This is a genomic window from Sanguibacter sp. HDW7 (genome assembly GCF_011300875.1).
In the GTDB taxonomy this organism is placed as follows: Bacteria; Actinomycetota; Actinomycetes; order Actinomycetales; family Cellulomonadaceae; genus Flavimobilis.
In genome coordinates this window covers 1,083,742-1,098,847 of record NZ_CP049862.1, presented here as the reverse complement: position 1 = coordinate 1,098,847, position 15,106 = coordinate 1,083,742, and the positions used below count along the sequence as shown (strand labels likewise).

The following is a 15,106-nucleotide window of genomic DNA, read 5'->3' as shown; positions in this document are numbered from 1 at the left end:
ACGAGGCGGGGGGACGCGACCGGGACGAGGCAGGAGGGGACGATGCGGGACGGGGCGTGGGATCAGGGGGTGGGACGGGACCGGGTCAGGGGGTCGGGTCGAGGTGGAGGGCTGCTGCCAGCTCTCGGCGGGAACGCACCCCCGCCTTCGCGAAGATGCGCGACAGGTGCGAGTCCACCGTCCGTACCGACAACGTGAGGCGCTCCGCGATCTCCTTCGAGCTCAGCCCCGCCGCCGCGAGCGCCGCGATCTGCGACTCCCGCCGCGTCAGCTGCACCGCCGGCGCCGCCGTCGGCACGAAGAGCCCCGCCGCCGCCATGTCACGCACGGCCGACAGCGCGAGCGCGTCGTCACCCGCGAGCACAGCCTCGAGGTGCGCCGCGACCGCCGCGGCACGCGGCCCGTCAAGCAAAGGCGCGATCGCGAGCGCACGTTCCCCGAGCGCCTCGACCTCCTCGCCCGGCAGGAGCGTCCCGCCCGCAGGGTGCGCCGTGACGACGGCCCGGTGCAGAGCCTCGAACTCGACGCGGACGAGCCCCGCCCCCCGGCACGTCTCCGCGAGCGCGAGCGCCTCCGGGACGAGCGCCCGGTCCCGCAGCCACGCGAGCGCGTCGAGCCGCAGCAGCCCCATGTACCCGCCGAGCGTCCGCACGCCCGACCACGACACGGTCCTGGCACGCTCGAGCAGCTCGCGCGCCTCGACGACCTCGCCCGAGGCCGCCGCAGCGATCGCGCCGAGCGCGTACGTCACCGCGAGCCGTCCCTGGACGTCGCCGTGCTCGTAGCGGCGCGACGCCGCGGCGAGCCTCGCCCTCGCGACCGGCCAGTCGCCCGCCTGCATGGCTGTGATCCCGTGGAGCAGGTTGAGCGCGACGACGTCGACGTTGAACGGCAGGTCCGTCGCACCGAGCAGCTTCTCGACGTCGCCGGCCGACATGACGTAGCCGAGCAGGCCCGACGCGACGAAGCCCGCGGTCGCAAGGTTCGACACCGCCCAGGACGCAGAGTCCGCGTGCGCCGTCGCCACACCCATGAAGCGTTCGACGAGACCGAGCGCCCCGTGCCCGCCGGGCATCTGCGCGGCGCCCGCGACGAGCGAGGGCACGAGCGGGAGCACCGCGTGCGGGCGCCGGGCCGTCGCCGCGAAGAGCTCCTCCGCGGCCGCCATGGGCTCTGCGTGCCGTCCTGCCGCCGCGAGGCACGTGAGCCTGCAGATCTCCTCGTCCTGCCACCACGTCGCAGGCGCGTCCGGCCAGCGCACGCCGACCTCGTCGCGCAGCAGCGCAAGGACCTCGAGCGCGCCGTCGGCGTCGTCCTCCGCGAACTGCCGCACCTCCGCTTCGAGATGGCCGAGCAGGCTGAAGAGCTCAGGCCCCTCGGCGACCGTGAGATCGAGCCTCGCCACGAGGTCGCGCGCCGTGACGAGGTCACGACGCGCCGCGTCGGGCCGCGACAGGAAACGATGGGCAGACGCGCGCGTCGCGAGCAGACGCACCACGTCCGCGCCGCGGGCGCCCGGCAGCGCGAGGCCGACGAGCCGCACGACGAGCTCGCACCGGTGCTCACGGAGCGCGGCCGTCGTGGCCTCGAGGATGCGTGGCATCGGCTGCGCGTCCCCGACCTCGAGCGCGTCCGTCACCATCCGCACGAGCGCCTCGTCCGACGCCGCGACACCACCCGTGAGCTCCTCCCAGCGCGCGACGGCCTCACGCCGCACACGCGCGGGGACAGACCCGCGCAGGGCCTCCGCGACGAGCGGGTGCGCTCTCACACAGGCAGGAACCGTCACCGGACCGTCCGAGCGCACCGGGACGACCTCGAGCAGCCGGTCCGCGACGAGCGCGACGTACGCCCCGGACACGTCGAGCGCGTCGACGACCGACGGCAGCGCGCCGCCGAGCGCGACGACCTGCTCGAGCAGCAGACGCTCGGCCGCCGACAGCCCGACGAGCTCGTGCTGGACGAGATCGAGCACGCGCGGGTCGAGCAGCGCCCACCGGTCCCACACCCACGTCGAGCCCACCGCGAGCAGGGCGCGCGACTCGACCGCGACGCGGGTGAGCTCGCGCACGAACAGCGGGTTGCCACCCGTCCTGTTCCACAGCACGATCGCGACGTCCGCCGCGACGTCGCCACCGAGCGTCTCGGCGACGTACCGCTCCGTCTCCGCAGGCGTGAAGCGCGCGACGTCGATGCGCTCCGCGACGCCGTCCTTCCACAGCTGCACCCACGGCGCGCGGCGCGCGACCCCCGGGCGCAGCGTCGCGACGAGGCCGATCTCGCCCGTCCGCGCGAGCCCGACCAGCACGTGGCGCGACATCGCGTCGAGGTGGTGCGCGTCCTCGACCCGCACGACGAGGCGACGTCCCTGCGCACGAGCGCGCAGCACCGCGTACGCCATCGCGGTGCGCATCGGGTCCTCCATGTCGGCGGGAGCCGCGAGGAGCTCCGGCAGGACGACGGAGAGCGCCGCGAGCGCGGATCCGTCGTCAGGGTCCGCAGACACCATGAGCCACTCGAGGTCCGGCTCGCTCTCCGAGAGCAGCCGCTGCGCGGCGTCGACGACGTACGTCTTGCCGACGCCCACCTCGCCGAAGACGAGGGCGCATCGGCCCGAGCCGATCGCGCGCGCGACGGTCTCGACCTCCGCGGAGCGAGAGACCGTCGAGCTGTGCGAGCCGCCGTGGCGCGCGGGGACCACGGCGCGGCGCAGCGCCGCCGCGTGCCTGTCGTGCCGGTCGACGGCCATGCGGCCGCGCGAACCCTCCATCGTCGTCTCCCGACCTCACCCCGACGGCCCGGACATACCCCCACGAGCGCGGACACGGGCCCTAAGACCCGCGCGCGAGCCATGAACTACCGGGACACTACACCGCCCGGGTGAAAGTTCCGTAGCAACTACCGATGTTGTCCGCAACCGCTGCGGCCTACGTTCGCTGTCGTCCACCAGCCCGGTGCGCCCTGCCGGCCACCGTCGTCGACGCAGAGGAAGAACCGTGCCCACCTACACCGCACCCGGCGTTTACGTCGAGGAAGTCCCCTCGAGCCAGAAGGTGCTCGCCTCGGCCCCCACCGCCGTCGCCGCCTTCGTCGGTTTCACCGCCCGCGCCCCGCACGACGACCCGAGCGACCCCCAGGGCCTCGCTCCGCGCCTCGTGACGAGCTGGACGCAGTTCGAGAACCTCTACGGAGGCTTCGTCGAGGGCGCAGTCCTGCCCCTGTCCGTCCACGGCTTCTTCCTCAACGGGGGCACCGCGGCGTACATCGTGCGCGTCCCGCACGTCGAGCCCGCCGGCGAGTCCTCGCGTCTCGCGCTGCCCGCCACGGACCGCTCGCTCGGCCTGCCCGTCGCCGTGACCTCGGTCGAGCCCGACGCCGACCTCACCGTCACCGTGACGACCGACGAGGCGCCCGAGGACCTCGAGGGTCCCGCGCCCTTCACCCTGCGCATCGTCGAGAACGGCGTCGAGGTCGAGTCGTTCGGCGACCTCACGCTCGGCGGCCCGCGCGACGCCGCGACGGTCGTCAACGCGACGTCGACGAAGGTGAAGATCGAGATCCTCCTCGAGGAGGACACCGACCTCTCCGCCCAGCTCGAGGTCCTGCGCCCCGGCGCGTACACGCTCGCGAAGGCCGACCCGATCCCCGTGGCCGTCACCGGCCGCCGCTTCGCCGGCTCCGAGACGGCCCGCTCGGGCATCAACGGACTCTCGATCGCCGAGGACGTGACCATCGTCGTCGTCCCCGACCTCGTCACCGCCGCGTCCCGCGCCGACGGCACCGTCGACCTCGACCTGTGGAAGGCAGTGCAGACGTCCCTCGTCGCACACTGCGAGAACCACCCCAACCGCATGGCTCTCCTCGACCCGCCGCCCGGCCTCACGCCGCAGCAGGTCAAGGAGTGGCGCTCCGAGGTCGCCCAGTACGACTCGGCGTTCGCCGCCATGTACTACCCGTGGATCACGGTCGAGAACCCCACGGGCGGTGCCGGCGCGACGACCGTGTCGATCCCGGCCTCGGGCCACGTCGCAGGCCTCTGGGCCCGCACCGACGACACGCGCGGCGTGTGGAAGGCCCCGGCCAACGACACGCTCCGCGGCGTCCTCGACGTCGAGCGTGCCATCACGCAGACCGAGCAGGGCTTCCTCAACCCCATCGGCATCAACGCGATCCGCCCGTTCGGCACGCGCGGCATCCGCGTGTGGGGCGCCCGCACGCTCGCCTCGGACACCGACTGGCAGTACGTCAACGTCCGTCGCCTCTTCAACATGATCGAGTCGACGATCCTCGAGGGCACCCAGTGGGCCGTCTTCGAGCCCAACGACGTCAAGCTCTGGGAGGGCGTCAACCGCACTCTCTCGGGCTACCTCCACGGACTGTGGAAGGCGGGCGCCCTCTTCGGCTCCTCGCCCCAGCAGGCGTACTTCGTCAAGTGCGACGAGACGACGAACACCCCCGAGTCGATCGACGCGGGCAAGCTCGTCGTCGAGGTCGGCATCGCCCCGGTGAAGCCCGCCGAGTTCGTCGTCTTCCGCATCAGCCAGAACAAGAACTCGGCCGCCTGAGCGCGGACCTGACCCAAGGAGACCACCGTGGTTGACGGACTGTTCAACAACGACCCGATCATCGCCCAGAACTTCTTCCTCGAGATCGACGGCGAGGTCATCACCGCCCTCATCTCCGTCTCGGGCCTCGACATCGAGGTCGCCGTCGCGAGCGTCACCCAGTCCGGCGCAGGCGGTGCCGCCGAGCAGGTCAAGGGCCTCGGCGGCCGCGTCCAGACGGCCGACCTCGCGCTCACGCGCGTCGCCCCGCTCGACTCCCCGAGCGACAAGATGTGGAAGTGGTTCAACGAGATCCGTGGCGCGGGCCTCAAGGCCACCGACCGCACGGGCCTGCGCAAGAACGGCTCGATCGTGCTCTACGACTCGGCCCGCAACGAGGTCGCGCGCTTCAACTTCTTCAACTCGTGGCCCTCGAAGATCTCGACGGACCAGCTCTCGGTCGACTCCAACGAGGTCGTCAAGGAGTCCATCACCCTCGTCATCGAGCGCCTCGAGCGGGTCAAGTGAGCCTGCAGACCCGCTACGCGTTCACCCTCCCCCGCGGGTACGTCGACCGTCACGGCGACGTGCACCGCGAGGGCGTCATGCGCCTCGCGACAGCGCGCGACGAGCTCGAGCCGCTCCGCGACCCGACGGTCGACGGGCCGGACGACCCCCGTCTCACGGTGGTCATCCTCGCCCGTGTCGTCGAGCGCCTCGGGGCGCTCGAGATGGTGACGAGCCACGAGATCGAGAACCTGTTCGCCGCGGACCTGGCGTTCCTCCAGGACTTCTACGGGGTCATCAACTTCGGCTCGCAGGCCGAGTACGAGGCCCTCGTCGCGGCGCAGGCCGAGGCTCCCGCCCCCGTGACGGCACCCTCGGGTGCCGTCACGGCGGCGGCCGCCGTCCCCGAGGCCGTCGAGGACGAGACCGAGGACGAGGCGCCCGCGCCCGTCCCTGCGCTCGCCTCGGCGCGCACCCGGGCCTCGATCGAGGAGATCCGGGACGGGGCCTGATGCTCCGCTACCCGACCGACGCCCTGTGGCAGGAGATCGCCTACCTCTCCTACCACCTGCACTGGCCCCTGGACCAGGTGCTCGACCTCGAGCACCTGGACCGGGTCCGTCTCATCCGTGCCGTCTCGGCACTCAACGACCGCGCCTGGGAGGCCGCACGTGAGCAGCTCTGAGCAGCGCGCGCTCGGCGGCGACGCGTCGACCGCCGGCTGGTTCCTCTTCGAAGTCGACGGCGTGCCCATCGGCACGTTCCGCAAGCTCTCGGGGCTCTCCGTGCGGCTCGGCACGCACCGGTACGTCGAGGGCGGCCAGAACGACTTCGTCCACACGTTCCCCGGCGTCCTCGAGTGGCCCAACCTCGTCTTCGAGCGCGGGCTCGTCGAGTCCGACGCGCTGTTCTCGTGGGTGCGCGCGAGCGCAGGCGAGGGCCTGGCCGCGAACGGCGGCAAGCTCGTGCGGTCGACGGGCGCCGTGACGGCGCTCGACTACACCGGTGAGCGGCTGCGCGCGTGGGACGTCGACGGCGTGTTCGCCGTCGCGTGGGACGGCCCGACCTTCGACGTCGAGTCGAACGCGACGCTCGTCGAGCGGCTCGAGGTCTCCCACGAGGGCTTCCGGGCGAAGACGTCATGAGCATCCCCACCCTCCCGCCCGGGCCCACCGCGCCCGACCAGCCGCAGGGCCCCGCGCACCTGCGGCCCGCAGGTGCGCTCACGCGCTTCCGCGCGGGTCGCCTCGGGCTCACCGCGGCGGGCTCGGCCGCGTTCGCGCGCGGCCTCGCCCGCACGCCCGCGGTGCGGCGCCCGGCGCCGCTCACGACGGCTCTGCGCGAGACCACCGAGGTCGGCGCCCCGCCCGCGGCACGCTCGGTGCGCGCCCCCCGCTGGTGGTCGCCGGCGCCCGACGCCCCGGCCGACGACGACGCGCAGCGTCCGTCACGCACGCCGGTCGCCGCGCCGCCGCGCGGACTTGCCCGGGCCGCGTCGCGCATCGACCGGGACTCCTGGACGCCTGGCCGCCTCGGCGTGAGCGCGACGCCCAAGGCGGTTCCCATGCGCCTGCCCGCCGAGGTCGCGGCCGCCGGCTCCATGGTGACGTCCCTCGACTCGCGGCGCCGCAGCGTCGCACCCTCCCGGGGGCCCGCCCCCCGGCCCACCGGGTCCGGACCCACGGACGGCGCCGCGGGGTCGCGCCGTGCCGCCGGACCCGCTGCCACCCAGACCCCGCCCGGTGCTCCCGCACCGCGAGCTGCGGGCGCGCCCGCGCTCCCCGCGGTCCGACGCCGCACCGCTCCGCCACGCCTCGCCCGACGGCGAGCCGCTGCGTCGCGCACGGCCGCGGCGGCTCGGGCCACGCTCGCCGGCTCCGCCATGCTGCCCGGCTCGTCCGCGGCGACGCGTCCGACGACCGGCGTCGCGGCGTCCGGCGTCGCGGCGTCGAACGTCGCGGCGTCGAGCCCGACGGCGGACCGGTCGTCGACGCGCGACAGTTCCGCACGGCACACCGAGATGGTGCCCGACGCGCCCGCACCCGCCGCGTCCGTGCACGAGCTGCCCACCTCGCCCGAGGTGCGACGAGCCTCCGCCGAGCGCCACCCGGGCACGTGGTCCGCGTCGCTCCCCCGTGCCGCAAGCTCACGCTCGCTGCTCGGCCACGCCCCCGAGGCCTCGGCCGTCACTCGTTCGGCGCCCGCGCTGCGCCGATCGACGGCGTCGGGCCAGCGCGCCGTCGCCGGCGCACGCACCGGCGCGCTGACGCTCCGCCCGACAGCCCTCGTCCGCCCGGCACAGGCCGACGCCGGTCACGTCCCGGCCGCCCACCCGGGGTCGCGCGGGGCCGTCGCCGATGTGCGCCGCGCGACGGCGTCACCAGCGCCCGCAGCCAGCCCGCACGTCTCGTCGGCTGGCCCGGGCACCTCCGGCACGACGACTGCCGCACCCTCGACGACGCACCCGTCCACCACCGGCCGCCCGACGACCGGCACCGATGCGACCCCGGCCTCCGCGGGCGGGACGAGCACCGCCAGCACGTCCGGCGCCGGCCCCACCTCGCGGGGGCCTTCGCCGACGACCGACGCGGCCACTCCCGCACCGACCGCGGGCCTGACCGCCGGGCCGCAAGCCGCCACGTCGCACGTCACCCCGTCGCACCTCACCATGTCGCACGTCCCGTTGCGGCGCGCGCTCGCCGTGCCCGGGAGCCTCGCCGCGCAGAGCGCGTCGGCCCGCGCGCGCGTCGGTGCGCCAGACGGGCGGACGTCCACCGGCACGTCCGCCGCACGCGCGGCCGACCCGACCGACGGGACAGCCGCGCCCACGCTCACCGGCCCCGCCCGGGACGGCGACCACGCCGTCGCCCGCGTGGTCCGACCGGTGCCCGGGATGCTCGCGCGCCGGGCAGACGTCCGCGGCGCAGGCGTCGCCGCTGCGCAGCCGGGCAAGGTCACCGCAGTGCGCCGTCAGGTCGCCGTCACGCGCCGGGACGACGCGGCCGCACGGTCCGCCGCGACCCTCGCTCTCACCGGCGGAACCACGTCCGCGACGCCCGGCGCGCCGTCGTCCCGCGGCGTCGTGACTGCTCGTGCGGCAGGTGCCGCGTCGTCGGTCAGCACCACCGGCGCCGCACCCGGCGGGCTCGACGTCGCGTCGGCGGTGCTGCCGTCGTCGGCGGGCGGCGCCACAGGTCTCGGGTCGCCCTCCGGCGTTCCGGCGGGAAGCGTGCGCGCTCCGGGGATCCCGCTCAGCACGGCAGCGGCCCGCTCCGAGGCGGTCGGGCACGCGACGCGGTCCGTGTCGTCGTCGGGAAGCACGTCGGCAGCACGATCGTCGGCCGTCCTCACCTCCCCCGCGTCCGACGTGCGTCTCGGCGCAGGTGCGCGCGCCGTGCGGCGCGCGACCGGACCGACGACACCTCTCGCCGTCGGCGGCTCACCCGCGCACGACGGCGCGACGCGCGCAGCGGCGTCGACGCACCCGTGGCGCCACGCACCCGCGGTCCGCCGCACGCCGTCCGGCCCCGGCCGCACGGCGGGGACCGACCCCGCCCACCACAGCGGCACGAGCCTCGCCGGACGCGCGACGCCGCCCGTCGCGGGTCGCCCCGCGCAGCGCGGCCCGGCTGCCCCCGCGACCGCGAGCGCCTGGCGATCGTCCCTCACGGACGCGGCCACCGTGCCGCTGCGCCGCTCGGTCCTGCCGCCGCGCGCGCCCGCGCGCGTCGCGGCCCCGGTTCCCGGCGCGCCGGCCGTGCCTGCCGTCGCCCGCCTCGGCGCGTCCCACGACGACACCGCGGCCGGCCTCTCGATCCTGCGGCGCGCCCTCGCGCGCGCCGACTCCGCCCTCTCCCCGAGCAGCGAGGAGCCCACGATGAGCACCCTCCCGACGACCGGGGCCGCCCGCGCGAGCGCGGGCGAGCTCCACCTCGACGAGCGACTCCTCGCGCGGCTCGCCGACGCGCTCGAGGACGACCTCACCGACCGCGTCGCGCGGCGCGTCGAGCGTCGGCTGCTCGAGGAGTCCGCGCTGCGTACGACCGGCCTCACCCCTGGAGCGTTCTGATGGCTGCACCCGAGAAGGCGTTCCTCGAGCTCGAGGGCGGCGAGCGCATCCCGTGCCTGTACAACCCGGCCGAGCTGCGGCTCACGCGCTCGAACTCGTGGGACGCGACGCCACGTCCGGGCCGGCCGACGCCGCGCCTGCGCTTCGGCGGCGCGCGCCCCGGTGTCCTCGAGGTGTCGCTGTTCTTCGACACGACGGCGACCGGCCGCTCGGTCGCCGAGCACACCGGGCGTGTGGTCGAGGCGATGGACATCGACCCGACGCTTCCCGGCTCGGACGAGCGTGCGGGCGACGTGCGGCCGCCGCTCGTGACCTTCCACTGGGGCGAGGTGCACTCGTTCCGCTCCGTCATCGCGGACCTCGCGCTCGCCTACACGTACTTCTCGCCGACGGGCACGCCGCTGCGCGCGACCCTCGACCTCGTCCTGCAGCAGTTCGAGCCCGAGCACGCGTTCGGCCCGCAGAACCCGACGTCGGGCACGCCGCAGCCGCACCGGGTCCACCGCGTGCAGTCGGGCGAGACGCTCGACCGCATCGCGGCCCGCTACTATGGCGACGCGACCCGCTGGCGGCCGCTCGCGGCCGCGAACGCCGTGACCGACCCGCTGCGGCTCGTGCCGGGCACGTTGCTCGCCGTGCCCGGGATCGAGGACCTGTGACGTCCGCAGCGGCAGGCGTCTCGCTCGTTCCGCGCATCACTCTCGACGGCGGCCCGCTGCCGACGTCGCTCACGGGCACGCTCGTCGCGCTGCGCGTCGTGCGGCCCCTGCGGACGACGGCATGGGCGCGGCTCGAGCTCGCGGTCGACGACTCCGCGCACGTCCTCGACCCCACGCGCGGGATCGGAGCCGTCAAGGTCGGGCAGAAGGTCACCGTCGGCGGACGTCCGAGCGACCGGCCCGTCGTCGCGACGGTCTTCGAGGGCACAGTCACCCGCATCGAGTCGGTCCGCGGCGAGCGCGGCGGCACCCGCCTCGTCGTCACGGCGCAGGACGCCACGGCGCTGCTCGCGTCCGAGACCGCGCAGACGTTCGTCGACGAGGGGCTCGCGTCGATCCTCGGCAAGATCGTGCAGTCGGCCGGCCTCCGCGTCGACGCGACAGGGCTGCCGCCCGCGAAGGTCCACTACATGCTCCAGGCGGGCTCCGCCCTGCGCTTCGTCGACGACGTCGCGCAGCGCACCGGGAGCGACTGGATGCTCGACGGCACGACCCTGCGACTGTGGCCGGCGAGCACGCCACGGCCCGGCGCGGAGCACGTCACGCTCCGCGCCGACGAGGTCGCGACGTGCGAGGTCTCCCAGGAGTCTGGCGGCCCGACGCGCGCCGTCGTCACGTCGTGGGACCCCGAGGCCGGCGCGGCCGTCACGGGCGAGCACGAGCGCAAGGCCGTCGACGGGATCGCGGTGAGCGAGCGCGTCGTCCTCGACTCCACGTCCTTCCCGCTCGACGCGGACGAGGCGACCCGGATCGCCCGGGCCCGCCTGGCCGGGTCCGGTCCCGTGGCGGCACGCGCGCTCGTGCGCCGTCTCGTGCCGCTCGCGCCCGGGTCGCGCCTCACGCTCCAGCACACGTGGTGGCCCGACGACGCCGAGTACGTGCGGGAGGTGACGACGACGTGGGACCGCGCAGGCTGGTCGACCGAGGTCGTCACGGGCTCGCGCGCACGGACGACGCTCGCCGACCTCGGCGGCCGGGCAGGTGACCGCGGTGCGGCCGCGTACACGCACGACGGCGTCGTCGTCGGCATCGTCACCGCGCTCGGCGCGCAGAACGACGCGCGCGGCGCGGGCCGCGTCAAGGTCGAGTTCCCGTTCCTCGGCCGGACGATCACGTCCGACTGGGCGCGCGTCGCGTCCGCGGGCGGGGGCGAGGGCCGCGGCCTGCTCGTCGTGCCCGAGGTCGGCGACGAGGTGCTCGTCGCGTTCGAGGGCTCCGACGTGCGCCGACCCGTCGTCGTCACGGGCCTGCACTCCGAGCGCCGCAAGGCGCCCGGGACGTACCCCGTCGAGGGATCGACCGTGAGCCGTCGCGCGTTCACGTCACGCCGGGGCAACCTCCTCGAGCTCGTCGACGGCGACAGCGCCGCCAAGGACCACGTGCTGCTCGCGCTGCCCGGAGGCGAGACCCGCCTGCGACTCGGCGGCGACGCGGTCGACCTCACAGTGCCGAAGGGCAGGCCCGTGAAGATCCAGGCGGGCGCGACGCGCATCGTCGTCGGCGACGACGGCTCCGTCACCGTCGAGGGCACGGAGATCACGGTCCGCGCGCAGCAGAGGCTCGCGCTCGAGGCCGCCGAGATCAGCGTGAGGGCCAAGGGCAAGCTCGCGCTCGAAGGTGCTGACGTGTCGGTCAAGGGGCAGGCGAAGGCCGCGCTCGAAGCGGGCGGCGTCACCCAGGTCAAGGGAGGCATGGTGCAGATCAACTGATGGAGAACGCATCCTCCGCCGCGTCCTTCGTAGGACGCGGCTTCACGTGGCCGTTGCGCGTCGACGCGTCGGGCTCGATCGCGCTCACGGACGGCTCGGGCGACCTCGACGACGCGATCCGCGTCGTCCTGCTCACGGCGCCCGGCGAGCGCCTCATGCGACCGCAGTTCGGCTGCCGCATCTGGGACCTGCTCTTCGAGCCCGTCACCGCGAACCTCCTCGGGCTCGTCGACCGCGCGGTGCGCGACGCGCTCGCACAGTGGGAGCCGCGCATCGAGGTCCTCGACGTCACGCCCCGCCAGGACGACGACAACCCCGGGCTCGTCCTCATCGACCTCACCTACCGGGTCAAGGCGACCAACGACCGCCGCAACCTCGTCCACCCCTTCTACGTCATCCCGCACGAGGAATCCTGATGCCGCCGATCATCCCGCCGAACCTCGACGACCGGTCCTTCCAGGACATCGTCGACGAGACGAAGCGGCTCATCCCCCGCCACACCCCCGAGTGGACGAACCACAACGTCTCCGACCCGGGCGTCGCGCTCGTCGAGCTCTTCGCGTGGATGAGCGAGATGGTGCTCTTCCGCGTCAACCAGGTGCCCGAGCGCATGTACGCGCACTTCCTCGGGCTCGTCGGCATCGAGCCGTTCGGGCCGTCGGCGGCGAGCGCCGACCTCACGTTCTGGTTCTCGGCGCCCGCGCGCGCCGAGGTCGTCGTGCCCGCAGGGGTCGAGGTCGCGACGTCGCCCGCCGCGTCGGGCTCCGCGTCCGACGACGTCGTCTTCACGACGGTGCGCGAGGCCGTCGCGCGGCCCGCGTCGCTGCGCGCCGTGATGACGTCCGCGGCAGGCTCGGACCAGCTCGTCGACGGCTGGGCCGACCTCGCCTACCGGGGCACGAGCCTCGCGGTGTTCCCGTCGCCGGAGATCACGCTCGACGACGCGACGTACCTGGGCTTCACCGGTTCGCTCGCGGACCACGCGCTCGAGCTCACGGTCGCGGCCGACGTCCTCGGCATCGGCATCGACCCGACCGACCCGCCGCTCGTGTGGGAGGCGTGGGACGGCGAGGCGTGGGTGCGGCTCACGGTGCACGAGGACACGACGGGCGGGCTCAACCGTGACGGCCGCGTCGTCCTCCTGCTGCCGGGCTCGCACCCGCCGCTCACGCTCGGAGGCACGGGCGCGCACTGGGTGCGCGTGCGACTCGTGCGCGCTGCGCCCGGCCGGCCGACGTACCGCACGTCGCCGCGGCTCACGTCGCTCGACGTCGGCGTCGTCGGCGTCACCGTCCCCGCCGAGCACGTCACGGGGCGCCCGGGCGAGGTGCTCGGACGCTCGACGGGCACGGCCGGGCAGGTCTTCCGCGTCGCCCACACGCCTGTTCTCGCGCGCCGCCCGAGCGAGGAGATCCTCGTCGTCACGACGAGCGACGCCGAGCCGTGGACCGAGGTCGCCGACTTCGCTGCCTCCGGCCCCACCGACCGCCACGTCGTGTGGGACTCCGCGACGGGCGAGGTCCGCTTCGGCCCGTCCGTCCGCCACCCTGACGGTCGCGTACGCCAGCACGGTGCGATCCCCGCCGACGGCGCCCAGGTGCGCGTGAGCCCCTACCGCTCGGGCGGCGGGGCGCGCGGCAACGTCGGGCCCGGGACGCTCGTCACGCCCCGCACGACGCTGCCGATGGTCGCGTCCGTCGCCAACACGACGGCCGCGTCCGGAGGCGTCGACCCCGAGACCGTCGAGGAGGCGAAGGTCCGCGGGCCGCTCACGCTGCGCACGGGCCGCCGAGCCGTGACGGCCGGCGACTACGAACGCCTCGCGCTCGCCGCGTCGCCCGCGGTCGCGCGCGCACGCTGCCTGCCCCTCGGCGACGCCGTGGCGGGCAGGGCGGGCGCGGTGCGCGTGCTGCTCGTGCCCGCAGCGGCCCCGCGCGGCGCCGCGGAGGACCGCGACATCGACGACCTCGCCCTCTCCCCCGAGCTGCGGGCCCGGGTCGGCGCGGAGCTCGACGCGTGCCGGCTCGTCGGCGTGGGCCTCGAGGTCGGGGCGCCCTTCTACCAGGGGGCGAGCGCCGCCGTGCTCGTGCGCGCCCTGCCGGGGCGGCCCGCGGCCGTCGTGCGCCAGCGCGTCCTCGAGGCCATCCACCGGTTCGTCGACCCCCTCCACGGAGGCACCGACGGCGCGGGCTGGCCGTTCGGCGAGGACCTCACGTCCGCCGCGCTCGCGCACGTCGTCGACGAGGTCGACGGCGTCGAGCGCGTCGAGGAGGTCACGCTCTTCGACTACGACCTGCGTGGCCGACGCCGCCTGGGCGACAGCCAGGACGCGCTCACCCTCACGCCCGGGGCCCTGTTCGTCTCGGCCGCGCACCGCGTGGTCGTGCGATGAGCCGCCGGCCCGGGTGGCTCGTCGACCAGCTGCCGCCCGCGATGGTCGACGAGGACTTCTTCCGACGCTTCGTGACGATCTTCGAGGAGCAGGCCGACACGCTGCAGGCGCACGGCGACAACCTCGACGTCCTCGCCGACACCCGACTCACGCCCGCGGAGATGCTGCCGTGGCTCGCGTCGTGGATCGGGGTGCGGGCGCTCGACGGCGGGGCGGGGGTGACGTCAGGCAGTGACGCACCGTCCGACGGCGCCGGTGACGGGGGCAGCCCCGAGGTGCCAGGTGAGGCGAGGCAGCGTGCCCTGCTCGAGGCGTGGGCGGCGACGCTCATGTCGCGCGGCACGCCGGGCGCGCTGCGCACCGTGCTCACGGCCCTGTGCGGGCCGGGCGTCGTCGTCCGCGAGGGCGGCGGCGTGTTCGCCGAGGGTGCGTGCCCCGCCGACACGGCCTGGCTCGAGGTCGAGCTGCCGTCGACCGGCGGTCTCGACCCGCGCTCGCTGCTCGGCCTCGTGCTCGACGAGATTCCTGCCCACGTCCGCGCCACTGTGCGCGTCGCACGCGACCAGATCTACCCCGCCGTCACGGCGGACCTCCTGGAAGGTGTCCGATGATCCGCGAGTCACGCCACGCCGATCCGCACGTGACGGCGGGCTCGGTGCCCGACCTCACGCTCGGCACCGTCACCGTCGCGTGCCCCGGCTGCGGCACGCCCGCGAGCGTCCAGCCCGGCGAGCGCCGCGCCGTCGACTTCTGCCGCCAGTGCGACGAGCCCCTCTTCTGGGCCGGCGGCGCCGTTCCGCGCCGCGAGTCCGTGCTGACCGACGACGCCCGCCGACGCCTGCCCGGCACCGGCGGCCACGGCCGCACGACGGGCGTGCCGTGCCCCGCGTGCGCCGAGCTCAACACGACGCTCGCCTCGGTGTGCGCGCGGTGCGGGTCGTCGATGACGCCGCCCGAGCCCGCCGCGCCGGCCCCCGTCGCGGTGCCCGTGCCCGTCGTCGTCGTGCCCGAGCCCGTGCCGGAGCCCGAGAAGGTGTCGTGGTGGCCGATCCTCGTCGCGCTCACGGTCGTGGGCGCGGTGTGCCTGGGCATCGGCCTCTGGCTCTGACCCCCTGTCCCGACTCGTAGCGCTTCTGCACACTCCCGGGTGTGCAAAGGCGCTACGA

The 15,106-nt window shown here is 75.1% G+C and carries 13 protein-coding genes; 12 read left to right on the top strand and 1 reads right to left on the bottom strand.

All coding sequences use genetic code 11. The features are described from left to right. Positions 1 to 85 precede the first annotated feature (85 nt). A complete protein-coding gene (locus G7063_RS05060) occupies positions 86 to 2,770 on the bottom strand; it encodes a LuxR family transcriptional regulator (protein ID WP_166413428.1) in 2,685 nt (894 codons plus the stop codon). A 226-nt stretch (positions 2,771 to 2,996) separates the two neighbouring features. Here G7063_RS05060 and G7063_RS05055 point away from each other — a divergent pair, with 226 nt between their 5' ends. The 12 genes from G7063_RS05055 to G7063_RS05000 are packed head-to-tail and all read left to right on the top strand — an operon-like array spanning position 2,997 to position 15,048. After that, positions 2,997 to 4,565 (top strand): phage tail sheath subtilisin-like domain-containing protein, encoded by a 1,569-nt coding sequence (locus G7063_RS05055; protein WP_166413427.1) that lies wholly within the window; start codon positions 2,997 to 2,999, stop codon positions 4,563 to 4,565. 27 nt (positions 4,566 to 4,592) lie between these two features. After that, positions 4,593 to 5,072, top strand: coding sequence for a phage tail protein (locus G7063_RS05050; RefSeq protein ID WP_166413426.1), 480 nt, complete (start codon positions 4,593 to 4,595; stop codon positions 5,070 to 5,072). Continuing rightward, on the top strand, positions 5,069 to 5,563 hold the full coding sequence (locus G7063_RS05045; protein WP_166413425.1) for a hypothetical protein: 495 nt from the start codon (positions 5,069 to 5,071) through the stop codon (positions 5,561 to 5,563). Before G7063_RS05050 ends, G7063_RS05045 begins: the two co-directional genes overlap by 4 nt. After that, positions 5,563 to 5,736 (top strand): DUF6760 family protein, encoded by a 174-nt coding sequence (locus tag G7063_RS05040; protein WP_166413424.1) that lies wholly within the window; start codon positions 5,563 to 5,565, stop codon positions 5,734 to 5,736. The genes G7063_RS05045 and G7063_RS05040 overlap by 1 nt, the downstream gene beginning before the upstream one ends. Then, positions 5,723 to 6,196, top strand: a complete 474-nt coding sequence (locus G7063_RS05035; protein WP_166413423.1) for a phage tail protein — start codon at positions 5,723 to 5,725, stop codon at positions 6,194 to 6,196. Before G7063_RS05040 ends, G7063_RS05035 begins: the two co-directional genes overlap by 14 nt. Then, positions 6,193 to 9,120 (top strand): hypothetical protein, encoded by a 2,928-nt coding sequence (locus G7063_RS05030; RefSeq protein WP_166413422.1) that lies wholly within the window; start codon positions 6,193 to 6,195, stop codon positions 9,118 to 9,120. Before G7063_RS05035 ends, G7063_RS05030 begins: the two co-directional genes overlap by 4 nt. Then, positions 9,120 to 9,779, top strand: a complete 660-nt coding sequence (locus G7063_RS05025; RefSeq protein ID WP_166413421.1) for a LysM peptidoglycan-binding domain-containing protein — start codon at positions 9,120 to 9,122, stop codon at positions 9,777 to 9,779. The genes G7063_RS05030 and G7063_RS05025 overlap by 1 nt, the downstream gene beginning before the upstream one ends. Then, positions 9,776 to 11,548: a phage baseplate assembly protein V gene (locus G7063_RS05020; protein ID WP_166413420.1), complete on the top strand. Its 1,773-nt coding sequence runs from the start codon at positions 9,776 to 9,778 to the stop codon at positions 11,546 to 11,548. Before G7063_RS05025 ends, G7063_RS05020 begins: the two co-directional genes overlap by 4 nt. Next, on the top strand, positions 11,548 to 11,964 hold the full coding sequence (locus tag G7063_RS05015; protein WP_166413419.1) for a GPW/gp25 family protein: 417 nt from the start codon (positions 11,548 to 11,550) through the stop codon (positions 11,962 to 11,964). Before G7063_RS05020 ends, G7063_RS05015 begins: the two co-directional genes overlap by 1 nt. Further along, on the top strand, positions 11,964 to 13,940 hold the full coding sequence (locus G7063_RS05010; protein ID WP_166413418.1) for a putative baseplate assembly protein: 1,977 nt from the start codon (positions 11,964 to 11,966) through the stop codon (positions 13,938 to 13,940). The genes G7063_RS05015 and G7063_RS05010 overlap by 1 nt, the downstream gene beginning before the upstream one ends. After that, positions 13,937 to 14,551, top strand: a complete 615-nt coding sequence (locus G7063_RS05005; RefSeq protein ID WP_166413417.1) for a phage tail protein — start codon at positions 13,937 to 13,939, stop codon at positions 14,549 to 14,551. The genes G7063_RS05010 and G7063_RS05005 overlap by 4 nt, the downstream gene beginning before the upstream one ends. After that, entirely contained in the window at positions 14,548 to 15,048 is a 501-nt protein-coding gene (locus tag G7063_RS05000; RefSeq protein ID WP_166413416.1) for a hypothetical protein, read from the top strand. Before G7063_RS05005 ends, G7063_RS05000 begins: the two co-directional genes overlap by 4 nt. Positions 15,049 to 15,106 lie beyond the last annotated feature (58 nt).